This window comes from Pseudalkalibacillus sp. R45, assembly GCF_052246725.1.
GTDB lineage: Bacteria > Bacillota > Bacilli > Bacillales > Fictibacillaceae > Pseudalkalibacillus.
Genome location: NZ_JBQQCL010000004.1, coordinates 188,064 through 211,356, shown reverse-complemented (window position 1 = coordinate 211,356; position 23,293 = coordinate 188,064). Strand labels below are relative to the sequence as shown.

The 23,293-nt window shown below is 42.2% G+C and carries 20 protein-coding genes and 1 riboswitch; of the genes, 19 read left to right on the top strand and 1 reads right to left on the bottom strand.

Translation table 11 applies throughout. From position 1 onward, the window contains the following. Positions 1 to 25 precede the first annotated feature (25 nt). Both ACTWQL_RS10305 and ACTWQL_RS10300 read left to right on the top strand, forming a co-directional pair. Positions 26 to 673, top strand: a complete 648-nt coding sequence (locus ACTWQL_RS10305) for a class I SAM-dependent methyltransferase (RefSeq protein WP_443142442.1) — start codon at positions 26 to 28, stop codon at positions 671 to 673. Between the two features lie 124 nt (positions 674 to 797). Next, complete coding sequence (locus ACTWQL_RS10300; protein WP_443142357.1) at positions 798 to 1,220, top strand: DUF1801 domain-containing protein; 423 nt, start codon at positions 798 to 800, stop codon at positions 1,218 to 1,220. Between the two features lie 651 nt (positions 1,221 to 1,871). Here ACTWQL_RS10300 and ACTWQL_RS10295 read toward each other — a convergent pair. After that, positions 1,872 to 3,584, bottom strand: a complete 1,713-nt coding sequence (locus tag ACTWQL_RS10295) for an Rqc2 family fibronectin-binding protein (protein WP_443142356.1) — start codon at positions 3,582 to 3,584, stop codon at positions 1,872 to 1,874. Positions 3,585 to 3,759: 175 nt separating this feature from the next. Between ACTWQL_RS10295 and ACTWQL_RS10290 the strand changes: the two genes are divergently transcribed. From ACTWQL_RS10290 to spoVM, 17 genes are all read left to right on the top strand, one after another. Then, positions 3,760 to 6,477 (top strand): calcium-translocating P-type ATPase, SERCA-type, encoded by a 2,718-nt coding sequence (locus ACTWQL_RS10290; RefSeq protein WP_443142355.1) that lies wholly within the window; start codon positions 3,760 to 3,762, stop codon positions 6,475 to 6,477. Positions 6,478 to 7,142: 665 nt separating this feature from the next. Beyond that, a complete protein-coding gene (locus tag ACTWQL_RS10285; protein WP_443142354.1) occupies positions 7,143 to 8,024 on the top strand; it encodes a YicC/YloC family endoribonuclease in 882 nt (293 codons plus the stop codon). 69 nt (positions 8,025 to 8,093) lie between these two features. Beyond that, positions 8,094 to 8,354, top strand: coding sequence for an extracellular matrix/biofilm regulator RemA (gene remA / locus ACTWQL_RS10280; RefSeq protein ID WP_225065642.1), 261 nt, complete (start codon positions 8,094 to 8,096; stop codon positions 8,352 to 8,354). A gap of 26 nt (positions 8,355 to 8,380) precedes the next feature. Continuing rightward, positions 8,381 to 8,995: a guanylate kinase gene (gmk, locus tag ACTWQL_RS10275; protein ID WP_443142353.1), complete on the top strand. Its 615-nt coding sequence runs from the start codon at positions 8,381 to 8,383 to the stop codon at positions 8,993 to 8,995. Beyond that, on the top strand, positions 8,996 to 9,202 hold the full coding sequence (rpoZ, locus tag ACTWQL_RS10270) for a DNA-directed RNA polymerase subunit omega (RefSeq protein ID WP_443142352.1): 207 nt from the start codon (positions 8,996 to 8,998) through the stop codon (positions 9,200 to 9,202). Positions 9,203 to 9,557: 355 nt separating this feature from the next. Then, positions 9,558 to 10,772 carry a bifunctional phosphopantothenoylcysteine decarboxylase/phosphopantothenate--cysteine ligase CoaBC gene (coaBC, locus tag ACTWQL_RS10265; RefSeq protein WP_443142351.1) on the top strand — a complete coding sequence of 405 codons (1,215 nt, stop codon included), beginning with the start codon at positions 9,558 to 9,560 and terminating at the stop codon, positions 10,770 to 10,772. Continuing rightward, positions 10,769 to 13,189: a primosomal protein N' gene (priA, locus tag ACTWQL_RS10260; RefSeq protein ID WP_443142350.1), complete on the top strand. Its 2,421-nt coding sequence runs from the start codon at positions 10,769 to 10,771 to the stop codon at positions 13,187 to 13,189. The genes coaBC and priA overlap by 4 nt, the downstream gene beginning before the upstream one ends. Positions 13,190 to 13,761: 572 nt before the next feature. Continuing rightward, a complete protein-coding gene (gene fmt, locus ACTWQL_RS10255) occupies positions 13,762 to 14,691 on the top strand; it encodes a methionyl-tRNA formyltransferase (RefSeq protein ID WP_443142349.1) in 930 nt (309 codons plus the stop codon). Between the two features lie 2 nt (positions 14,692 to 14,693). Further along, positions 14,694 to 16,064 (top strand): 16S rRNA (cytosine(967)-C(5))-methyltransferase RsmB, encoded by a 1,371-nt coding sequence (rsmB, locus tag ACTWQL_RS10250; RefSeq protein ID WP_443142348.1) that lies wholly within the window; start codon positions 14,694 to 14,696, stop codon positions 16,062 to 16,064. Further along, positions 16,058 to 17,143: a 23S rRNA (adenine(2503)-C(2))-methyltransferase RlmN gene (rlmN, locus tag ACTWQL_RS10245; RefSeq protein WP_443142347.1), complete on the top strand. Its 1,086-nt coding sequence runs from the start codon at positions 16,058 to 16,060 to the stop codon at positions 17,141 to 17,143. Before rsmB ends, rlmN begins: the two co-directional genes overlap by 7 nt. 6 nt (positions 17,144 to 17,149) lie before the next feature. Further along, positions 17,150 to 17,917 carry a Stp1/IreP family PP2C-type Ser/Thr phosphatase gene (locus ACTWQL_RS10240; RefSeq protein WP_443142346.1) on the top strand — a complete coding sequence of 256 codons (768 nt, stop codon included), beginning with the start codon at positions 17,150 to 17,152 and terminating at the stop codon, positions 17,915 to 17,917. Further along, complete coding sequence (gene pknB / locus ACTWQL_RS10235) at positions 17,914 to 19,935, top strand: Stk1 family PASTA domain-containing Ser/Thr kinase (RefSeq protein WP_443142345.1); 2,022 nt, start codon at positions 17,914 to 17,916, stop codon at positions 19,933 to 19,935. The genes ACTWQL_RS10240 and pknB overlap by 4 nt, the downstream gene beginning before the upstream one ends. Positions 19,936 to 19,944: 9 nt before the next feature. Continuing rightward, positions 19,945 to 20,826 carry a ribosome small subunit-dependent GTPase A gene (rsgA, locus tag ACTWQL_RS10230; protein ID WP_443142441.1) on the top strand — a complete coding sequence of 294 codons (882 nt, stop codon included), beginning with the start codon at positions 19,945 to 19,947 and terminating at the stop codon, positions 20,824 to 20,826. Between the two features lie 2 nt (positions 20,827 to 20,828). Then, a complete protein-coding gene (rpe, locus tag ACTWQL_RS10225; protein ID WP_443142344.1) occupies positions 20,829 to 21,476 on the top strand; it encodes a ribulose-phosphate 3-epimerase in 648 nt (215 codons plus the stop codon). Positions 21,477 to 21,507: 31 nt separating this feature from the next. Beyond that, positions 21,508 to 21,616: riboswitch (TPP riboswitch) on the top strand. Positions 21,617 to 21,689: 73 nt separating this feature from the next. Then, positions 21,690 to 22,235, top strand: coding sequence for an energy-coupled thiamine transporter ThiT (gene thiT, locus ACTWQL_RS10220; RefSeq protein ID WP_443142343.1), 546 nt, complete (start codon positions 21,690 to 21,692; stop codon positions 22,233 to 22,235). Between the two features lie 5 nt (positions 22,236 to 22,240). Further along, the gene (locus tag ACTWQL_RS10215; protein WP_443142342.1) at positions 22,241 to 22,918 is read left to right on the top strand and encodes a thiamine diphosphokinase; all 678 of its coding nucleotides are present in this window, start codon (positions 22,241 to 22,243) and stop codon (positions 22,916 to 22,918) included. 76 nt (positions 22,919 to 22,994) lie between these two features. Next, positions 22,995 to 23,075, top strand: a complete 81-nt coding sequence (gene spoVM / locus ACTWQL_RS10210) for a stage V sporulation protein SpoVM (RefSeq protein WP_096199318.1) — start codon at positions 22,995 to 22,997, stop codon at positions 23,073 to 23,075. Positions 23,076 to 23,293 lie beyond the last annotated feature (218 nt).

The window sequence follows — 23,293 nt, the reverse complement described above, 5'->3', positions numbered from 1 at the left end:
TCTGGAGTGAAGTCTGTTGAGGAAAATGGAAGGTGAGGACTTTGATCAGCTTGTTTCTTTTTTTGACGGGATGGCAAGGACAAGCTGGTTGAGTTCGATTCATGATAAGTTGAAAATCCAATCAGGAAGCTGGGAAGGTGCTCACGTATTGGACGTAGGTTGTGGAACCGGCCGCCTTTTATTACGTGGGATAGAGGAAGCAGAGCATGTGACGGGAGTCGATCTTTCTTCAGAAATGTTAAAAGCGAGCAAACAGAACTTTTTCTTACATAACCGTGCTGCTAAGTCGACGTTTTTGATTGGCGATGCTTATGAACTGCCTTTTGAAGATAATACATTTCAAGTCTCGCTCTCCACATGTGTGATGTTTCTTCTCCCAGAACCAGAAAAAGGGCTGAAAGAACTGATCAGGGTGACAAGTCCTGGTGGAACAATTACAATGTTGAATCCAAGCAAGAAAATGAATCAGATGAACGCATTCGATTATAATAAAAAGAATGGTATCACCGGATTCGAACAGACAACTTTATTGAAATGGTCGAATGTGTCGACTCGCAGGCATCGATATACTTCACAAGAATTGACGGACTTGCTGACTCGCTTGGGTGCAACAAAAGTAATCCATCAAGAAGTATTGGATGGTCTCGCAGTGATTACAACCGCAAGAATTTGATCATACCTATTCATTTTTGGTGTAAAAGTGAATACTTCATTAAACTCTTCTTGAAGGAAATTCGTGATTGCTGTAGTAAGTAATGTAATAGCAATACGAATTTATACTGAAAAGGAGAGGTCGAATGTACGAATTGAAAACAAAGGAAAATGACAACAGCGTTATCGAATTCATAGAAAATGTCGATAACCCTAAAAAGCGCGAGGACGCCTATAAATTACTGGACATCTTCACAGAAACGACTGGTTTCAAGGCAAAAATGTGGGGACCAAGCATTATCGGATTTGGTTCTTATCATTACAAATATGAATCAGGGCATGAGGGGGACGCACCCCTAGTCGGATTCTCACCACGAAAAGCAAAAATAAGCTTGTATTTTGCCCCTGGGGATCCAAAGCGTGACGAACTGTTGAAGGATTTTGGAAAGCATACAACAGGGAAGGCTTGCGTGTACATAAACAAAATGGCAGACATTGATGATGAGGTGCTTAAGGAGCTGATCAACCAATCTGTGAAGTTCCTTCAGGATACTTATCCAAATACATAAAGGCTCTGTTCTAAAAGATTGTTGCTTTTGAGTCATTTTTAAAAACTCACCTTGTGCAAGTTGATTGGAGAGCAAGGTGCGAGACTCCTCGAAAATGAAAATCGCATTTTCTTCGCGCGATGTAACGCTTCCGAAGCTTTCCTTGTCCTGCGGGCTCAGCGTGCCTACTACCAGAATAATCTCCTCGCAAGGCATGCGACGAGGAAGCTCGCTTCGACAGGACTTTCTTGTAGACGCAGGAGCACAAATGCTTCCTTGAAAAGGAGACTCCTGAGGTCGCAAGGCTCACCGCACGCCCCGCGGAAAGCGAGCATCCTGGAGCGAAAATCAACAGCAACAAAGTTTGCGAAAACAGCCTACATAAAAGAAGGGCAGTCCTTTTCAGGCTGCCCTTTCGTGTTGCATTAATTTAGTATGATGACAGAGTTGAGATCAGAATAACCAATTGACGATGAAACTGATGACGACGATTGCTCCAATGATCATTAAGATAGTTCGTAGCATAAATAACTTCCTTTCTGATTTCGAATTTTACTGAAACTTATGTGAGTTTAATTTCTTAATTGTATAATTCACTACTCTTAAGAAAATTAAACCTTTTACCTAAAGCTTTTGAAAATTCTCATCATGCAGAAAGGGGTCTATTTTCATTCATCTGCGTCGTTGCAGCAATTGATAGACCAGATCCTCGTCAGGAGTGACGTAAATGGTTTTTTGATTATCATAGGTTACAAAACCTGGTTTTGCACCGCTCGGTTTTTTTACATATTTGATAAATGTGTAATCGACCGGGACGGAACCCGAGTGTTTCGCTTTACTGAAATAAGCTGCAATATTCGCAGCTTGCTGCAGGGTTGTTTCATCAGGATTGTTGCTTCGGATGACGACGTGTGAACCTGGAATATCTTTCGTATGAAGCCACACATCGTTCGCATTAGCAAACTTGTTTGTCAAATAATCATTCTGTTTGTTGTTTTTTCCGACCCAAATACCCACATCGGTTGTAGAACGGTAATGCTCAATAGCTGGTTTATGATTTTTCTTTTGTTTGGATTTGCTCTTTTTCTTTAAGTAATGACCTTCTTCCAACTCTTCGCGAATTTCCTCTACATCGCTTGCAGAAGCTGAGTCCAACTGTTGTAATAAAGATTCAAGGTACTTGATTTCGTTATTCGTCTCGTGAATCTGTTCATGGACATATTGAATCGAATTTTTTAATTTATTATACCGCTTGAAGTAATGCTGTGCATTTTCCGAAGGGGTTTTTTGATTGTCCAATGGTATTGTGACTGTGCCGCCATTCTCATCATAATAATTCGGCAATTCTGCTTCTTTCATTCCACGGCTCAGCTGATAGATATTTGCAGTGATCAGCTCCCCATAAAGCTTGAATGATTCCGCTTTTTCAGAGTTTGATAAGGTTTCTTTCAACTTCGGCAATTTCTGTTCGTTCTTTTTGAGTTCATTTCTCAGGAATTTCTCTAGATCGGTTGCCTGTTGTTTGACACGATCTCTTTCTGCTTTTCCGAAAAAGTAACGATCCAAAAGGCTGCTGATTGTATGAAAGCGAGTCACCTCTCCCTTTAGGTGGGATAATTCGATGACTGAATAATATTCTTTATTATCTGTAACAAGCATTATCGGTTGATAAATATGGTTTTTTACATCTTCCATCACTTTTGAAAAGGAAGAAGCTAAGGAACTGCGGTCACCTAATTTTGATCTTGCAATGATTTCCTTTGCAACCAGTGGAGAGATCCCTTCGAAATTCTGAACAATTTGCCGGTCAAGTTTCCCGCTGTTGAAATCCAGTCTGCGGATGAATGAATCTTCATCTGCCTTTAGTGGGTTAACTTTATTTTGTGCTGGAGGGAAAATGTAGGGACTGCCTGGAAGCATGGTCCGGTGTCTGTTTTGAGTGGGCGGGATATGCTTCACACAGTCAAGTATCACATTCGTATCAGCATCAACTAGTGAGATGTTACTATGTCTTCCCATGATCTCAACGATCAACAGTTTCTCAGTAATGTCTCCAATTTCATTTCTTGAAGCAATATGGAAAGTGACGATCCGCTCCAGTCCAGTTTGTTCAATCCGATCTATGACCCCGCCTTCAAGATGTTTACGAAGTAACATACAAAACATCGGAGGTACTTTAGGATTTTCATATTGCTGTTCAGTGATATGTATCCTCGGAAAACTTGCATTTGCAGATAATAGCACTCGTCTAGATTTACCTTTTGAGCGTATGACAAAGATCAACTCTGTCGGGAAAGGTTGATAGATTTTGGTTATTTTTCCTTGTGTTAGGTTTTCGGTAAGTTCGTGTGTAATGGCTCTTGTCATAATACCGTCGAAAGACATAATATTTCACTCCAATAAATTGATACCTGTACGGTAACGTTTTAACGATCTTCGAATCTAGAACTTTATTCCTTTTTCATAAGCATACATACAAATTCCCGTTCCATTATAGCATTTTTTGGGACAATCCTGAATATAGATGGCTTGTATAAGAAGGTTTAAACGGGGTGGAAGAATGAAATGGTATACGTTCTCAACTTCAGAAATTGAAGAAAAACTTCAGACAAGCACTACAACAGGATTGACCGTAAAAGAAGCTAAGAAACGATTTACGAAGGACGGCCCCAATGAATTGCAACAAGAAGAACGAATGTCTGCCATTATCGTTTTCTTAGCACAATTCAAGGATTTCATGGTCTTAGTGTTATTGATTGCAACATTGATCTCTGGGATTCTTGGAGAGTATATGGACGCCATCACGATCATGCTCATCGTTTTCGTAAATGGAATCCTGGGTTTCTTGCAAGAACGGAAAGCCGAACGATCATTGCAAGCATTAAAACAGCTTTCAAGTCCGAAAGTCCAGGTATTACGTGATAAGGATTGGATTACAATTCCTTCTCGTGAGGTTGTCATAGGGGATGTCATCCGCTTCTCTGCAGGGGACAGGATTGGTGCAGATGTAAGGTTGATCGATGCCAAGTCATTGTCAGTTGAAGAATCAGCTCTGACAGGAGAATCTTTGCCATCACAAAAAAATGGGACAGCCAGCTTACAAGGTGATCATGAACCTGGGGATCAAGAGAATATGTGCTTCATGGGCACTCTCGTCTCCAATGGAAAAGGAACCGGAATCGTAGTCGGTACGGGTATGAGTACAGAAATGGGGAAGATCGCCCACCTCCTGAAGAGCGAAGAAGGATTACAGACCCCATTGCAGCGCCGGCTTGAGCAGCTCGGTAAGATCTTGATCCTCGTCGCATTGTTACTGACTGCCCTTGTCGTCGTAGTCGGAGTCATCCAGGGGCATGATGTGTATACGATGTTTCTTGCTGGAGTCTCACTAGCGGTTGCCGCCATTCCAGAAGGCTTGCCTGCCATTGTGACGATCGCACTCGCTCTAGGTGTACAGAAAATGATCCGACGGCGAGCAATCGTCCGAAAGCTCCCTTCAGTCGAAACATTAGGCTGTGCAACGGTCATTTGTTCGGATAAGACAGGTACCCTCACTCAGAATAAAATGACAGTCACGGATATTTGGAGCAGCGGCAAGACCTGGCAGGTGACAGGAACAGGCTTTGAGTTGACAGGAGACTTTATAAATGGAGATCAATCTGTAGAGATCGAAAAATTTCCGGCTTTGAAACAGCTCTTAACCTTTGGAGTGCTCTGTAATAACGCTACAATCAAATTTTCAGATAGAAAAGGGAAAAATGGTTATCAGATAAATGGAGACCCCACTGAAATAGCTTTGCTCATAGCAGGTCAAAAAGCAGGCTTGAGTAAAGAAACGCTTCATGGAGCATATCAGATCCAAGATGAGTACCCATTTGATTCGGATAGAAAGATGATGAGTGTTCTTGTCCGTACCTCAGATAATCAGGAATATATCGTGACAAAAGGGGCTCCAGACGTTGTGTTATCTAGATGTGATAACATCTTATGGAATAATCGGCAAGCATATTTGGACGATTCGAGGAAAAACGGCGTACATCAGGCTGTCGATAGGATGGGAAGCCGTGCTCTGAGGACGATTGCAGTCGCTTACCGTCCTTTGAAGAAGGGAGAAAGAGTGAGCACTGCTTTCGAGGCGGAATCGAATCTGACATTCATCGGATTACAAGGGATGATCGATCCACCTCGACCTGAAGCAATTGAATCAATCAATGACTGTCAGCTGGCAGGAATCAAGACAGTCATGATTACCGGGGATCATATCGTCACAGCAAAAGCAATTGCCAGAGAGCTGAACATGCTACCCGATCATGGAAAAGTAATGGAAGGGAAGACATTGGCGGCACTGACTGTTGAAGAGCTTGAGGATGTCGTGGATGATGTTTATGTCTTTGCAAGGGTATCTCCTGAACATAAATTGAAAATCGTCAAAGCGCTTCAAAATAGAGGACATGTGGTGGCGATGACCGGTGACGGTGTTAATGATGCGCCTGCTATCAAAGCTGCGAATATCGGAATTGCGATGGGTGAATCAGGGACGGATGTCGCCAGAGAAGCTTCTTCTCTTGTCCTATCCGATGATAACTTTGCAACGATCAAATCTGCTATTGAAGAAGGCCGGAACATTTATGAGAATATACGGAAGTTCATACGTTACTTGCTTGCATCCAATGTTGGGGAAATTTTGGTGATGTTGTTTGCGATGCTGCTTGCATTACCATTACCCCTCGTCCCAATCCAAATCCTCTGGGTGAATCTAGTGACGGATGGTTTGCCTGCAATGGCATTGGGTGTGGATAGCGCTGAAGAAAATGTCATGAAAAGAGCGCCGAGATCTACGAAAGAAGGTGTGTTTTCACGAGGGCTTGGCTGGAAAATCATCAGCCGTGGGTTTTTAATCGGGATCGTCACAACCATCGCCTTCTGTATTGCCTATTTTGAAAATCCGGAAAATCTAGTCAGAGCACAGACGATTGCATTTTCAACGCTTGTAATGGCACAGTTGATCCATGTGTTCGATTGCAGAAGTGAGCGTTCTGTATTCCATCGTAATCCATTCGGAAATATATATCTTGTATGGGCAGTCATCTCGTCAGTCGCACTCCTTGCTGTAGTCATATATTATCCGCCTTTGCAGCCAATCTTCCATACTACAAGTCTTACGATAAGGGAATGTCTATTAGTCCTCGGTATGGCGGCATTACCAACCTTCGCACTTGCAGGGTCACACCTGTTCAATAAGAAAAAGTACAAAGGCCAGCCAATCAAGCAAGCCTAATAATGATTTGAAAGAGGCTGCCCAAAACATTTTTTTCTTCAATGTTTGGGTCAGCCTTTTTGGATTTTCCTTGAAATCGTAACGGACACCAGAGCCGTTATTTAGGACAAAAATGCGGTATTTCAGAATTTAACGGACACCAGAGCCATTATTTGTGAACAATAAAGCTGTTTTACTAAGATTTTAACGAAATAAGAGTTCTGGTGTCCGTTAGTTGTCTCTCCTCAACTGTTTCAGATAGGAGGCCCGAGGTTTTCCCTATGCTCGGCACTTATTAGACTACCTCTATTTTTATGATTGGGCTCTTTTAAATGTCTTTGTTGATTTTTAAGCGAAATTCGCGACCACCCCTGCGGGAAAAGTGAGCCAGGCGAGACCCCGAAACGATTAATGATCTTCGAGTATAATAATGATCTTCGACTAAATACCACCACGTCCTGCGCCTGCGATAATTCGGCGAAAAACTACAAGGATGAATATAAGTTCGTGGTCTAGTGGTGAACGTCGAAGTCAGTACATCCTGTACAATTACGTTCATGTCGTTGAGGGGGCTTCCATTTTTCTTTATCGTATTTCTGCTTTAAAAGGAATTAGCAACTATAAATCTTTCATATTCTTGTCCACTGTTGTAAAATTGTATAGAATAGTACAATGGATGTGATAATGTGATTAAAAGTATGACGGGTTTTGGAAGAGCATGCATTGAGCATGATGAATACACAATCACTACAGAGATCAGATCCGTGAACCACCGTTTTACTGAGGTTCATGTTCGGATGCCGAGACAGCTGACGATCATTGAGGATAAGGTCAAGCGTTGTGTCACACGATACATAAAACGGGGTAAGGCTGATGTGTGGATCACCATTGAAGGTGAAACGGGTGTTGAACGCGAATTGACTGTGGATTGGGGATTGATGGATCAATATGTTGCTGCACATGAACGTGCCAATGAACGATACAATGTTCAGGATCCGATCCGTTACCAGCAACTCCTAACATTTCCAGATATCGTTTCTATTCACGAAAAAGAGAATGTATCCGATGAATTTGCAGAAAAGATACTTGAATCTGTAGAAAAAGCCGCTTCTAAATTGAGCGAAATGAGAGCTGAGGAAGGAAAACATTTGAGAGAAGATCTCAATCAACGGCTAACTGTGATTGAAAAAATCCTCAACGAAGTAGAATCCTTTGCACCAGATGTTCAAGAGGCGTATAAAGAACGTCTTTATAAAAGGATCAAGAGCATCAATGATGGAACGGTCGAATTAGATGAAGATCGTATCCTGACTGAAGTTGCGATATTTGCTGATAAATGCAGCATTGATGAAGAATTGATCCGTTTGAAAAGTCATCTCAGCCAATTCAGAGACATTTTAGAGGAATCTGAACCTGTGGGAAGAAAATTGGATTTCCTCGTCCAGGAGATGAATCGTGAAAGCAACACGATCGGGTCAAAAGGAAATGATTATTCAATTAATAAAAATGTTGTACAATTAAAGAGTGAAATAGAAAAAATCAAAGAACAAGTACAAAACATTGAATAAGGTATGATCTAGAGGGTTGTACGTTAAGAAACTTGGATACGCTAGATATAGATAGCCAGGAGGTAACAAATGAACATTAAATTGATCAACATTGGATTTGGAAATATTGTTTCGGCAAATCGGATCATTTCGATCGTAAGTCCAGAGTCTGCTCCTATCAAGCGAATCATAACAGATTCAAGGACACAGCATAAATTGATAGATGCGACTTATGGAAGAAGGACACGCGCCGTGATCATCACTGACAGTGATCATGTTATTCTTTCTGCTGTACAACCCGAAACGGTAGCTCAGAGATTACTAAACAAAGAGGATTTGACAGAAGAATAGAGAGTGACTGAGGTGTAAAGGTTAATATGAAGAATGAGAGAGGAATTTTGTTCGTTTTATCTGGTCCCTCCGGAGTTGGAAAAGGAACAGTGAACCGAGCATTGCGTCAACAATGGAATGGGCTTGAATTTTCGATTTCCGTCACTACCCGTAAACCTCGTGAAGGTGAGCAGGATGGGGTCGATTACTTCTTTAAATCCCGAGATGAATTTGAAAAAATGATTGAACAGAATGAACTTCTTGAATGGGCAGAATATGTGGGGAATTACTACGGGACTCCTTTGCATTATGTAGAGCAAACGTTGGCTTCCGGTAAAGATGTTCTGCTTGAAATTGAAGTGCAAGGTGCTTTGCAGGTGCGAAAACTGGTACCCGAAGGCGTGTTCATTTTCCTTGTTCCTCCAAGCCTTGCTGAACTTCGAAATCGAATCGTAGGCCGAGGGACGGAAACAGAAGAATTGATCAATAATCGAATGTCCGTTGCTAAGGAAGAACTAGAAATGATGGATCATTATGATTATGTTGTGGAAAATGATGAAATACAGGCAGCATGTGATCGTATTAAATCGATTGCAATTGCGGAACATTGCAAGAAAGAAAGAATTAAACAACAATACTTGAGATTACTGGAGGTTGAGTAAATGTTATATCCTTCAATCGATTCTTTGATGGAGAAAATAGATTCCAAATACACACTGGTGACAGTTTCAGCTAAAAGAGCGCGAATGATCCAACAGGCATCCGAGCCGATGATTGATGATCCGAAATCAAGTAAATTCGTGGGTGTGGCTTTAGAAGAAATCATCGATGGAAAACTAAGTTATGATATTACCAAGCTAGAAGGATAAAGGGGTTGACCCATAAGTGTCTGACGTACTCCGTTGAACCAACATCTTGATTCAATTTGTTGCCGGGAGACGCCTGACACTTTTCTTATGGGTAGGCCCTTTTTTACACTTATCTATGTTAAATCATAAGGTAGGTTAATAATTTTTAACTTTCTTTAAGCGAAATTCGCGACACTCCTGCGGGAAAAGCGAGCCAGGCGAGACTCCACAACGAGGAACTCGTGAGGAGGCTCGCGGTTCACCCGCGGAAAGGGCGTGAATTTAGCTTAAATAACAATTGAGAATAATGCCTTTCAAGGAAATGTATTAACCGTAAAAATATTATGTATACAAAAAGTAGTAGGGGATGGTTTCAGTGTCTAGCAATAAAAACATTTTGCTATGCGTGACCGGAGGGATAGCGGTATTCAAAGCTGCGGCCCTGACGAGTCAAATCAGACAAGCTGGGTATGAGGTCAAGGTGATGATGACAAAGTCTGCGATGGAATTCGTTACACCATTAACCTTCCAAACACTTTCTAGAAATCCTGTATATCATGATACGTTTGATGAAAAAGACCCATCCGGTGTAGCTCATATCGATTTGGCTGATTGGGCCGATCTGGTCGTCATTGCACCTGCGACAGCAAACAGCATTGGTAAACTGGCAAACGGGATTGCAGATGATATGATCTCTACGACATTGTTAGCAACGACAGCGCCAATAATGATCGCTCCTGCCATGAATGTCCATATGTATGAACATCCGGCAGTCTTTTCGAATATGGAAAAACTGGCTGACTTCGGATGCCGTTTCATAGAACCAGGGGAAGGGTTATTAGCATGTGGTTATGTTGGTAAAGGAAGACTTGCAGAGCCGGTTGAAATCCTTGAAGCAATCAGTGCGTTTTTCAAGGAAGCGGATCATCAAGTTTTACTGAATAAACATGTGCTTATCACAGCGGGGCCAACTAGAGAACATATCGATCCAGTGAGGTTTTTTTCCAACCGTTCAACTGGGAAGATGGGCTACGCCTTAGCAGAAGCAGCCGCTTCACTTGGTGCAAAGGTAACGCTTGTCAGCGGTCCTTCGGTGCTTAAGCCCCCATTCGGAGTAGAGGTTATTCCGGTGGAGACAGCTGAAGAAATGTTTGAAGCTGTAATGGCTCATTATGCTGATGCAGACCTAGTGATCAAATCAGCAGCAGTTGCTGACTATCGCCCGAAACTCACTTATGATTCGAAAGTGAAAAAGAGCGGGGGAGACTTGTCGGTTGAGATGGAAAGAACAAAGGATATTTTGAAGGAACTTGGCCGGTACAAGACAAGGCAAATATTAGTCGGTTTCGCTGCTGAAACGGATGATGTTGAGCGTTACGCGAAAGATAAGTTAGAAAGAAAGAACTTAGACCTGATTGTTGCGAATGATGTTTCTCAAAAAGGATCAGGATTCGAAGGAGATACGAATCAGGTTTTTATTTATGGCAAGGATGGATATGAACGCAAAAGTGCCTTAGTATCCAAAAAACAAGTTGCAGAGATGGTGCTGGAAGAATCCCTCCGATTCATGAAAGGGTTGAATAAAGGATGATTGCTGGGGTAATTGTCGATGTTCCAGCAATTGGTACGGACCGGACGTTCGACTATCGAATCCCTGATGATCTTGCAAGTGCGGTTCAAATCGGCATACGGGTCGTTGTGCCTTTTGGACCCAGAAAACTGACAGGATTCGTAATCAGTTTGAAGGAATCATCAGAGCATAAACGATTGAAGAAAATTGAAGATGTTGTCGACCCTTCTCCGGTCATAAATGAAGAATTGATTGACCTTGGAAAATGGATTGCTGATAACACTTTATGTTTTCTTCATTCTGCGTATCAATCGATGTTGCCAGCGGCCATGAAAATGAATTACACGAAGCGCATCCATATGACGGAGAGAACTGATTTGGACCGATTCCCGGAAAATATCCAGGAAGCCCTTCAATCTGATAAAGGTCTGAGCTGGGATGAGGTATTGAAGATGGGCTCAGAATATGTACGTAGTGTACAAACAGGTTTGAACGAAGGGCAACTTGATGTCCAATATGAAATACGATCAAAGGGAAACAAAAAGAAGCAGAAGGTCATCAAAATCTCCAAAACTCCTAAAGAACTAGCGGAAGCACGGGATGAGATTATAAAACGTGCGCCAAAGCAAGCGGCTGTCTTGAATTTTTTACTTGAATCAAAACATCAAGAGATCCTTACTCAAACGTTGATTGAGAGAACCAACAGCTCACGAGCGGCGGTGAAGGGGTTGATTTATAAGCAACTGCTTCTTGAAACTGATAAGGAATTGTACCGGGACCCTTACCAGGATCGTGAATTTGAAAAAACGATATCGTTACCGCTCACCAGTGAACAGAAGCAGACAATCGAGCCTATTTTAGAGGATATCCATACAGAAACTCATGAAACGTTTCTCATTCATGGGGTCACAGGTAGCGGAAAGACCGAAATCTATCTACAAGCAATCGAACAGGTCCTCCATCTCGGAAGGGAAGCAATCATGCTTGTTCCGGAAATTTCTTTGACACCGCAAATGGTACATCGATTCAAGAGTCGGTTTGGTTCAGAAGTAGCGGTATTGCATAGTGGCCTCTCAGTGGGAGAAAAGTATGATGAATGGCGAAAAATACATCGTAACGAAGCACGCGTGGTCGTTGGAGCGCGATCAGCAATATTCGCACCATTTAAGAAACTAGGAATCATCATCATCGATGAAGAACATGAATCAAGTTATAAACAAGAAGAGAATCCTCGCTACCATGCAAGGGATATCGCGATCCAAAGAGGAAAATTCCATAAGTGTCCGGTAGTGCTGGGCAGTGCAACACCGACGTTGGAGTCCTATGCACGTGCGCAAAAAGGGGTGTACACGCTTTGCACCCTCAGCGAACGTGTGAATAATAGGGATATGCCGAAAGCCGAAATTGTTGATATGAGGGAAGAGTTACGTTCAGGCAATCGATCCTTATTCTCAGAGACACTCTTTGAGCGTTTGAAAGACCGGAAAGAGAAAGGTCAACAAAGCGTTCTGCTTTTGAACAGACGCGGTTACTCCACATTCATCAATTGTCGGGATTGCGGTTATGTCGCACAATGCCCACACTGTGATATTTCCCTTACTTTCCATAAACGATACAGCACGCTCAAATGTCATTATTGCGGTTATGAAGCCCAGCAGCCTTCCAATTGTCCTGAATGCAACTCAGAACACATTCGTTTTTTCGGAACAGGTACACAGAAAGTCGAGGAAGAGCTTAACCGGCTGATGCCAGAAGCGAAAGTGATCCGAATGGATGTTGATACCACTAGCCGCAAAGGGATGCATGAAAAATTATTGAATTCGTTTGCCGAGAAAAAAGCGGATATTTTGTTAGGGACTCAAATGATTGCAAAGGGATTGGATTTTCCGAACGTGACGCTTGTCGGTGTTCTAGCGGCAGATTCTATGCTCCACCTCCCAGATTTCCGTTCCTCTGAAAGAACGTTCCAATTATTGACTCAAGTAGGGGGGAGAGCGGGGAGACATGAACTTTCAGGTGAAGTGGTCATCCAAAGCTATACACCAGAACACTATAGCATCCAACTTGCCCAGCATCATGATTTTCTCACTTTTTATAATAAAGAAATGCAAATTCGGAAATTACACCAATACCCGCCTTTTTATTTCTTGGCACTAATCACGATTTCACACGAAGAATTGATGTATGTCGTGGACATATGCGAAAAAGTTGCAGGACGGTTGAAAGAATCTCTCAGTTCACAAGCGATCGTCCTCGGACCAGTAGCATCACCGATTCCTCGCATGAAAGATAGATATCGGTACCAATGCGTGATAAAATACAAAAATGAACCGAAATTAAAAGAAACATTGAACGAAATTCTAGTCCATTACCAGAAGAGGATGCAGAGGGATGGGTTGGTTGTTGGCGTGGATATGCATCCTCAAACAATCATGTAAAGAGATGTGGTTCAAAATAACGACAGAATGATAACCTACAGATTTCTTCGTTACTAGGTTTTACCGGTCCTCATGTATTAAACACATACATTCCGGTCCTTAAAACCTTCGTGCCTCGAACTCCTTGTTTCTAATTGGTCGTATTTTGAAATTTATTGAAATGATAGTTCAAAATTCTGGGAAACAGTCTTGGGTTTTTTTAACGAAATTCACTACACTCCTGCAGAAAAAGCGAGTCAGGCAAGACCAAGCAGCTATCTTTTAAGATAACGGATACCAGAGCCGTTATTTATGAGGAAAATCGGTGTTTCTGAATTTTAACGGACACCAGAGCCGTTATTTGTTAAAAAAGCAGCTGATTTTCTATGATATTTGTAAAATAAGGTCCATGGTGTCCGTTAAGTTTTAAAAATACAATTGTTTTAGTCAAATAAGGTCTCCTGTGTCCGTTAACGGGTAAGTGCAACTCAGTTTCAACCAGGATAGAGTGACGAGGCTTGCCAATGGCCGGCGGAAAGTGAGAGAATTTCGAAGAATCTTTTAAATAATGGACTTATAAGATAGGTGATTATATGAAAATCGTGTTTATGGGAACTCCGGATTTTTCAGTTCCGGTTTTACAAAGACTCATCCGTGATGGTTATGAAGTAGTGGCTGTCGTTACTCAGCCAGATAAGCCAGTCGGACGGAAGAAAGTGATTACACCGCCACCTGTGAAACAGGAAGCATTACGGCATGAGATTCCTGTTTTACAACCTAAAAAAGTGAGGACGGAATATGAGGAAATCCTGAAGTTTGAGCCAGATCTGATCGTCACAGCAGCATATGGACAGATTTTACCTGGCGAATTGTTGGATTATCCCGAACTCGGCTGTATCAACGTACATGCCTCTTTACTTCCCGAATACCGTGGAGGGGCACCGATCCATAAAGCGATTATCGATGGGAAGAAAGAAACCGGAGTAACGATCATGTTTATGGTGGAAAAACTGGATGCCGGAGATATGCTTAGTCAAGTGTCGGTGGAAATCGAAGAGGATGACAATGTTGGCAGCTTACATGATAAGTTGAGCGGGGCAGGGGCAGAATTGCTTGGAGATACGATTCCAATGCTGGTGAATGATGAGTTACAGCGGATTCCACAAGACGAATCGAGAGTCACTTATGCTCCCAACATTTCTAGAGAAATGGAAAAAATAGATTGGACAGCAAACGGAGAAGACATCTATAACCAGATTAGAGGATTGAATCCATGGCCTGTCGCTTATACATCACTAGAAGGTAAGAATGTGAAAGTCTGGTGGGGAACAAAAGAACCAGTTGAACATAAAGGGGAACCTGGACAAATTTTGGCTTTAGATAACAAAGGAATCCTGGTAGCGACAGGGGATAAAACAGCGATAAGGATAGCAGAGCTGCAACCAGCAGGGAAGAAACGTATGGAAGCTTCTCAATACCTTGCAGGCGCACAACTGACTACAGAAATGAAATTCGGTGAATAAGTATGAAGAATGTACGAGAAGTTGCTACAGAGCTGTTATTGAAAATTGACCGTTCGCAAGCATATAGCAACCTTTTATTGAATCAGGCAATACAAAAAAATAACCTTTCAGGGAAAGATGCAGGTCTTTTGACTGAAATCGTTTATGGGACGATCCAAAGGAAAAACACATTGGATCATTACTTGAAAACGTTCATAAAAAAACCATTGGACAAACTGGAAGACTGGGTTCTGGTACTCTTACGACTGTCCGTCTATCAAATGGTCTACCTGGATCGGGTCCCAGACCACGCAATCATCAATGAAGCTGTTGTGATTGCAAAAAAGAAGGGGCACAAAGGCATCTCAGGATTCGTCAACGGTGTACTTCGGAATATCCAACGAAAAGGGGTCCCAGGTATTGCATCAATGGAAGATAAGAGGTTACAATTAGCCATTGAGTGCAGTCATCCAGAATGGTTGGTTGGTCGCTGGTTCGACCAGCTTGGAGAAGAACGCACAAAAGAAATGTGTACGACCAATAACACCCCGCCTTCAGTTACAGCCAGGGTACATCGTTTAAAGGTGTCCGCTGAAGAAGCTGTTAGGCGATTGGAAGAGCAGTCTGTGGAAGCAGAACTGAGCAAATTCATACCAGATGGAATCAAGATTTTATCAGGTAATCTTCCTAAATCAGAACTTTACGGATCAGGTTGTCTAACCATTCAAGATGAAAGCTCGATGCTAGTCGGTTATGCACTTGACCCACAACCAGGTGAACGTGTATTAGATGCCTGTGCCGCACCTGGTGGGAAAACAACTCATCTCAGCGAAAGAATGGACGATAAGGGTGAGATCACAGCGATCGATCTGCATGATCATAAAGTAAAGCTTATAGAAGAGCAGGTGGATCGGCTTGGATTGACGAATATTGAAACGATTGCGATGGATACTAGGAAAGCAGCGAAATTATTCAAGGAAGAAACATTTGATCGTGTTCTTCTTGATGCCCCTTGTACGGGTTTTGGTGTGATCCGGAGAAAACCGGATATCAAATGGGCGAAACAACCAGACGATATCAAACGGATTCAAAAGGTTCAATCTGAATTATTGGAAGCAGTCGCTCGTGTTGTCAAGGTTGGTGGATTATTGGTGTACAGTACGTGTACAATAGAAGCAGAAGAGAATGGCAATCAGGTTGAGCGATTCTTAGATCGCCATCCTGAATTCGAATGGGATGTATCTTTATCTAAAAGGCTGCCGGTATCTGTACAACCATACGTATCAGATCTAAAGGGTGAGGTCCAGATCCTTCCTCAATATTTCAACAGTGACGGATTTTATATTGCATGTTTAAGAAAAACTTCTAGAAAAGGCGGTGATGAAACATGTTAAAACCGTTGACAGAAAAACAGACCAATCCAAACGTAAGGGCATCGATATTTTCATTAAAGTATGAGGACCTTTTAGATTGGTTGAAACAAGCAGGTGAACCATCGTTTCGTGCCAAACAGATTTATGAATGGCTGTATAGGAAACGAGTGACATCATTTGATGAGATGACGAACCTTTCAAAAGACCTGCGTGAAAAGTTGAACGACGCATTTGTTATCACACCTTTAAAACAGGTGGTCCGACAAGAATCCAAAGATGGAACGATCAAGTTTCTTTTTGAACTTGAAGACGGCTACTCGATTGAAACGGTGTTGATGAGACATGAGTATGGAAACAGTGTTTGTGTCACGACACAAGTTGGGTGCCGATTAGGTTGTACGTTCTGCGCTTCTACACTGGGCGGTTTGAAACGTAACCTGAAGGCCGGGGAAATCGTTGCCCAAGTATTAGAGGTACAGCGTGCTATGGATGAAACAGATGAACGTGTCAGTTCAGTTGTGATCATGGGGATTGGAGAACCTTTTGATAACTATGAAGACTTGATTTCTTTCCTTAGAATCATCAATCATGATGAAGGATTGAATATCGGAGCACGGCATATCACGGTATCTACAAGTGGGGTTGTACCAAAGATCTATGATTTTGCAGATGAAGGAATGCAGATCAATTTTGCGATCTCTCTGCATTCGCCAACTACTGAAATCCGAAGCAGGCTCATGCCAGTTAACCGTATGTATCCACTTGAGGATCTGATGGACTCGATCCGGTATTATATCCGGAAGACTGGGCGCCGTGTCACATTTGAATACGGCTTGTTCGGTGGCGTGAATGATCAGGTCGAGCATGCTGAACTTTTGGCTGATCTGATCAAAGATATAAAGTGTCATGTTAACTTAATTCCTGTAAACTATGTACCAGAGAGAGATTACGTCCGTACACCTAAAAACCAAATTTTCAAATTTGAAAGTACGTTAAAAGAACGCGGTGTGAATGTTACCATTCGTCGAGAGCAGGGTCATGATATCGATGCTGCTTGCGGTCAATTACGTGCGAAGGAGCGTAAGGACGAAACGAGGTGAAGAAGGTTGTTGAAGGCATCTTTTCAAACTGACCAAGGTAAAGTACGATCCCATAATGAAGACAGCGGGGCAGTAATCCAGATTTCTGCCTCGGATGTTTTCGCTGTCGTTGCAGATGGAATGGGAGGGCATAACGCCGGGGATGTCGCCAGCCAAATGGCTGTCGATTATATTAGGGAACATATTGATACATACATAAAAGAAAAGATTGAAACACCAAATATAATTCAATCTTTAATTGAAGATGCGAATACCAGTATTTATACGTATGCAAATGAACATCCAGAATGCCATGGAATGGGAACAACCGTGGTCCTGCTCAGAGCAACAGAGGATGAGGTTTCCTTAGGACATGTAGGGGACAGCCGTTGTTATCATATACATGACCAGACGATCAGGATGCTGACTGATGATCATACACTTGTCAATGAATTGGTGAAGTCAGGTCAAATTACGACTGAAGAAGCGGAGTATCATCCTAGAAAGCATGTTGTCATGAGGTCTGTCGGGACTGATGCAAAGGTAAGGATCGACAACCTGAACTATTCTTGGGAACCAGGTGATTATCTACTTATATGTTCCGATGGACTATCAAACAAGGTTCCAGCAAACTTGATGTTAGAAGTGGCTACAGAGGACGGGTCTCTTGAAGACAAAGTGAACCAACTCGTCAAAATGGCGAATGATGCTGGAGGGGAAGATAACATTACCCTTATCCTATTGTATAACGGTTTGTATAACGATGTTGGTCCCGAAGAAGGTGCATCCACATGATCGGCAGACGTATCAGTGATCGATACAGGATTCTTGAGGTCATTGGTGATGGCGGGATGGCGGTTGTCTATAAAGCAGAAGATTTGATTCTTGATCGGATCGTCGCAGTGAAAGTGCTGCGTTCAGAATACTCTACAGATGAGGACTTCATCAGGCGTTTTAGACGTGAAGCTGAGTCAGCAACGAGTCTCAACCATCCGAATGTCGTCAATATTCTCGATGTCGGTGAAGAAGAGCAAATCTACTTTATCGTGATGGAGTATGTGCAAGGAAAGACATTGAAACAGATTATCCGTGAACTAGGACCGCTATCACCAGAGCGTTCAGTTGAAATCATGAAACAGATTTCCTCTGCGATCGCCCATGCCCACGAGCATCATATCGTTCACCGGGATATCAAACCACATAATATTTTAATAGATGAGGATGGAAATGCTAAAGTAACAGATTTCGGTATCGCATTAGCTGCAACTTCTGCTACGATCACGCATACCAATTCTGTACTTGGCAGTGTCCATTATTTTTCGCCGGAACAAGCAAGAGGCGGGATTGCAAATAATAAATCTGATATCTACTCTATGGGTGTCGTACTCTATGAAATGGTGACTGGCAGACTACCTTTTTCAGGTGAATCAGCTGTTTCGGTAGCCTTGAAACATCTTCAAGAACAGTTTCCTGAACCGAAGTTTATCAATCCCGATATTCCACAGAGTGTCGAGAATATCATATTGAAAGCCATGGCCAAAGATCCAAATGAACGTTTTGATAATGTCCAGGCAATGGAAGAAGATCTGAATACAGCGCTTGATCCTGACCGTCTCAATGAACCGAAACATTCGATTGATGAAGATGAAGAGGCTACGAAAGTTCTTACGCCGATCGGGAATATGACGGAACAAATGAAAACGGCTACAGTCCCACCTGTTAATAATACGGAGAAAGAGAATTCTGATCCGAATAATGGTAAGAAAAAAAAGAAAAAGAAGAAAAAGAAAAATTGGATTGCAATCATTTTAATGATTTTTCTTCTTTTAGGGATTGCAGGTGTTGGAGCAGTAACCTTGTGGCCTGAAATTTTCCAAACGAAAGAGGTCCCTGTCCCAGATGTTATCAATCAACCGTATACGGAGGCTTATGAGAAAATCAAGGATGCGGGACTGAATCCGGAAAAAGAGGAACAGCCCAGTGCTGAAGTAGAAGAGGGGAATGTCATCCGACAAACCCCTGCGCCAGGCTCTGCTGTAAAAGAAAACCAGACAGTAAAACTATATGTGAGTACCGGTCCTAAAAAGTTTGAAGTCGAGAACTATGTCGGTCAAGAAGAAGATGATGTCAAGCGGACAAATGTGGAAGATTATTTCAAACGCGTTGATTATCCATCAAGAAGCAGTGAGGATGTACCTGCAGGGCAAGTCATTGAACAATTCCCGGAAGCAGGTGAAATGGTCGTCCCTGGTCAAGAAGTATTGATATTGTATGTCAGCAGCGGGCCACCATCTTTCGAACTTGCTGATCTAACAGGGAAATCGTTAGAAGAAGCCAAAACGTATGCTGATGAAAACGGAATTACCTTAAAAGAGGCTGACGAGCGGGAGTTTTCAGAAGATATTAATGAGGGCAATATCATCCGTACAGATCCGAAGGCCGGTGAAGCCGTTCGGGCTGGGGATGAGATTACTGTTACCGTTTCAAAAGGTCTACCTGAGCCAGTAACGATTAAAGACATGGTTGAAATCGAATTCGATGATGATGGTGGTAGTGGGGATGACCCAGGAAATGGTAACGAAGATGACAAAGGAAAAAAGAATGAACCGAAACATGTCCGTATTGTAACGAATGATGCGAACGGTGAGAAAACAATTGTCGATAAAGAAATCTCTGAAACAGAACAGTTTGAAATTCCTCTTACTGTCGAGTATAACGGTGAAGGTAGTTACAAAGTCTATGTAGATGATGAAGAATATTATAGTGACTCATATACCTATGAAGAAGCGAAAAACTTTCAGAATGGAGAGTAGATGGACTGCATGCCAATAGGAACGATCATTAAAGCGTTGAGCGGATATTATTATGTGAAAAGTGAAGAAGAGAATGAAATCTATCAATGTCGAGGAAGAGGCAACTTCCGTAAACGAAAGTTGACACCGCTTGTGGGAGATGAAGTAGAGTTTCAATCGACCAATCAGACAGACGGTTATGTTTTGGAAATCTTCGAACGGAAGAATGAACTGATCAGACCGCCTATTGCCAATGTAGATCAGGCATTGATCATTTTTTCCGCACGCCGGCCAAGCTTTAAATCGCTCCTTTTGGATCGATTTTTAGTCCATATTGAAGCTAATGAAATTCTTCCGGTCATCTGCGTCAGTAAACTAGACTTGTTAGAGGATGATACGGAAATCGCAAAAGAGCTGGCTGTATACCGTCGGATTGGGTATCATGTCCTCGAAACCTCCTCCATCGATGAAAGAGGTCTGGAAGAGGTGAGAGCACTTTTCGATAATAAGGTAACAGTCATCGCGGGACAATCAGGAGTTGGAAAGTCCACTTTGTTGAATTCGCTCAATCCTGATTTGAAAATAGAAACGAACGATATTTCAAATCATCTAGGGAGAGGCAAACATACGACAAGGCATGTAGAACTGATTCCATTTGGAGATGGGCTTGTAGCAGATACTCCTGGTTTTAGTTCATTGGATTTCATCGATATTGAGCCCGAGGACTTATCAATCTATTTTCCAGAGATGCGTGATTTGCGGCCGGATTGCAAGTTCAGAGGTTGTACGCACATATCAGAACCAAAGTGTGCAGTAAAAGAAGCATTAGAAAATGACGAGATCGCACAATTCCGATATGACCATTACGTTCAATTTCTTCAAGAGATCAAAGACCAAAAACGGAGGTACTAGTCATGACTAAAATCGCACCATCGATCCTTTCCGCAGATTTCTCGCGGTTAGGTGAAGAAATAAAAGATGTTGAACGGGGAGGAGCCGACTATATCCATGTGGATGTGATGGATGGACATTTTGTTCCGAATATCACCATCGGACCATTGATTGTCGACGCAATCCGGCCTATTACTGATTTACCGTTAGATGTCCATCTAATGATTGAAAACCCTGACCAATATATTCCGGAATTCACTAAAGCTGGTGCAGACATCATATCGGTCCATGTGGAAGCTTGTCCGCATCTGCATCGCACCATTCATCTGATAAAAGATCATGGAAAAAAAGCGGGTGTGGTACTTAATCCTCACACACCCGTCAGTATGATTGAACACGTCATCGAAGATCTGGATCTTGTATTATTGATGACAGTAAACCCGGGATTCGGCGGCCAGTCCTTCATTAAACAAGTTTTGCCGAAAATCAAGGAAGTTTCTGATCTATGTGATGAAAAAGGTCTTGATATCGACATTGAAGTCGATGGCGGGGTCAATACTGAAACAGCGAAATTATGCAGAGAATACGGCGCAAATGTACTTGTTGCTGGATCTGCCATTTATAAGAAAGAGAACAGGAAGGATGCAATCGAGTCCATCCGTGGTGTATAATAAATAATTAGTAAAAGAATAAAGATCGTAAAGAAACCACTAGGGGAATCTCCGTGAGAGATTGAGAGTGGAGTGTATGCTCCTGACCCTGAGAACCTCAACAGGCTAAAACCTGCGGAGGGAAGTCGGCTTTCACACTAGAAGATTGTGAAATGAAGGCAGCTGTATCTCCGTACAGTTGCTTTTTTATTGTTCATTAAAGGAGAGGGTAAAATGAGAAATCGAAATTTATTGATAGCTGAAATAGCAATTATGTCAGCACTTGCAATCATATTAGGTTTTATCAAGCTGAGTGGGCCATGGGCGTTTGGAGGTTCTGTATCACTGGAGATGATCCCGATCTTCATCATGGCTTTTCGGAGAGGTCTATTTGCAGGGGTTTTGACAGGATTATTAGTTGGACTTTTGCAATTATTGATCAATCCCTACATCTATTATTTCTTGCAGGTCATTTTAGATTATCCACTGGCATTTTTAGTTGTCGGATTGGCTGGTTTGACAAGACCGAAGTGGAAAGATACATTCGGAAAAAGAGTAGGACTGATCATAGTCGGTACCTTTATCGGAAGTTTGATGCGCCTTGCCAGCCATGTCATCTCTGGAGTGGCTTTCTTCGAAGATCAGGCACCTGAAGGAACTCCGGCATTCACTTATTCTTTCGTGTATAATTTTTCGTATATCGGCCCGACATTCCTCTTGACTGTCATATTACTGATCCTACTATCCAAAACAGCTCCTAAATTGATTCATGGAGAGTGACATTATTGCAAACAATTTGTATCGTTTCTGGAGGACCTGAACATCTGCTGCCCCAGGAGATGGAAAGTGAAAATGCTTTTTATATTGGTGTTGATGAAGGGGTCCTATATCTTCAAAAAAGAAATATAATACCACATGCCGCCTTTGGTGACTTCGATTCGATAACGCGTGAAGATGTAACTAGGCTTCAAGACAAGAAAATGGAGGTCTTTACGTTTGAACGAGAAAAAGATATGACGGACCTTGAACTTGCGTTAAGATGGTCACTTAAACAAAATCCCGAAAAAATCATTTTATATGGTGCCACAGGTGGCCGACTGGATCATGAGCTGATCAATTTTCAAATGTTGAAAGCAGGCCTTGACGCCAATATACCTATAGAAATAGTTGATCGTGATAATATCATCCTCATGAAGGAGCCGGGGACATATACGATTGAATCCATTCATGAATTTCCGTACGTTTCCTTCTTACCGTTTTCGCCTATCGTGACGGGGGTGACATTGTCTGGTTTCCGTTACCGGTTGGATGATGCAACAGTAGAGTGGGGCTCGACCCTCTGCATTTCAAATGAGCTTGTAACAAAAAAAGGTACTTATTCGTTTGATAGCGGCATAATTATGGTGATAAGAAGCAAAGATCGAGATCGAAATTTAAAAACTCCGGGTACTATTTCTAAGTAGACGAATATACTTAAATAGAATGTTAATTTTCCGAAGGTGAGATCTTCCGGAAACTAACGTTGGAGGAGGCGGAATCATGAAATTTTATACCATCAAACTGCCAAAGTTCTTGGGCGGATTCGTGAGGGCGATCTTAGGGTCATTTAAAAAAGGGTAACAAAAAAGCACCAAACCAGGTGCTTTTTTGTTTTGGGTGTTTTTGCAAACTTTGTTGCTCTTGCACTTAAAGAAAGTATAAAATACTTTCTTCAGTATAAGGGCAACTAAGGCTAGACCTACAAAAGGCTTGGTCTCGCCAAGTTTTCTTTAAAAGTCGTTGATTTCCGTCCCAGGATGCTCGCTTTCCGCGGGGCGTGCGGTGAGCCCACTCGTCGC

What these genes read in the sequence shown, in the direction of transcription:
- rpe (WP_443142344.1), top strand. Translation starts at nt 20,829, where the DNA reads ATGACTAAAATCGCACCATCGATCCTTTCCGCAGATTTCTCGCGGTTA.
- rsgA (WP_443142441.1), top strand. Translation starts at nt 19,945, where the DNA reads ATGCCAATAGGAACGATCATTAAAGCGTTGAGCGGATATTATTATGTG.
- rpoZ (WP_443142352.1), top strand. Translation starts at nt 8,996, where the DNA reads ATGTTATATCCTTCAATCGATTCTTTGATGGAGAAAATAGATTCCAAA.
- pknB (WP_443142345.1), top strand. Translation starts at nt 17,914, where the DNA reads ATGATCGGCAGACGTATCAGTGATCGATACAGGATTCTTGAGGTCATT.
- remA (WP_225065642.1), top strand. Translation starts at nt 8,094, where the DNA reads ATGAACATTAAATTGATCAACATTGGATTTGGAAATATTGTTTCGGCA.
- priA (WP_443142350.1), top strand. Translation starts at nt 10,769, where the DNA reads ATGATTGCTGGGGTAATTGTCGATGTTCCAGCAATTGGTACGGACCGG.
- rlmN (WP_443142347.1), top strand. Translation starts at nt 16,058, where the DNA reads ATGTTAAAACCGTTGACAGAAAAACAGACCAATCCAAACGTAAGGGCA.
- spoVM (WP_096199318.1), top strand. Translation starts at nt 22,995, where the DNA reads ATGAAATTTTATACCATCAAACTGCCAAAGTTCTTGGGCGGATTCGTG.
- gmk (WP_443142353.1), top strand. Translation starts at nt 8,381, where the DNA reads ATGAAGAATGAGAGAGGAATTTTGTTCGTTTTATCTGGTCCCTCCGGA.
- ACTWQL_RS10295 (WP_443142356.1), bottom strand. Translation starts at nt 3,584, where the DNA reads ATGTCTTTCGACGGTATTATGACAAGAGCCATTACACACGAACTTACC.
- fmt (WP_443142349.1), top strand. Translation starts at nt 13,762, where the DNA reads ATGAAAATCGTGTTTATGGGAACTCCGGATTTTTCAGTTCCGGTTTTA.
- thiT (WP_443142343.1), top strand. Translation starts at nt 21,690, where the DNA reads ATGAGAAATCGAAATTTATTGATAGCTGAAATAGCAATTATGTCAGCA.
- ACTWQL_RS10305 (WP_443142442.1), top strand. Translation starts at nt 26, where the DNA reads ATGGAAGGTGAGGACTTTGATCAGCTTGTTTCTTTTTTTGACGGGATG.
- rsmB (WP_443142348.1), top strand. Translation starts at nt 14,694, where the DNA reads ATGAAGAATGTACGAGAAGTTGCTACAGAGCTGTTATTGAAAATTGAC.
- ACTWQL_RS10290 (WP_443142355.1), top strand. Translation starts at nt 3,760, where the DNA reads ATGAAATGGTATACGTTCTCAACTTCAGAAATTGAAGAAAAACTTCAG.
- ACTWQL_RS10300 (WP_443142357.1), top strand. Translation starts at nt 798, where the DNA reads ATGTACGAATTGAAAACAAAGGAAAATGACAACAGCGTTATCGAATTC.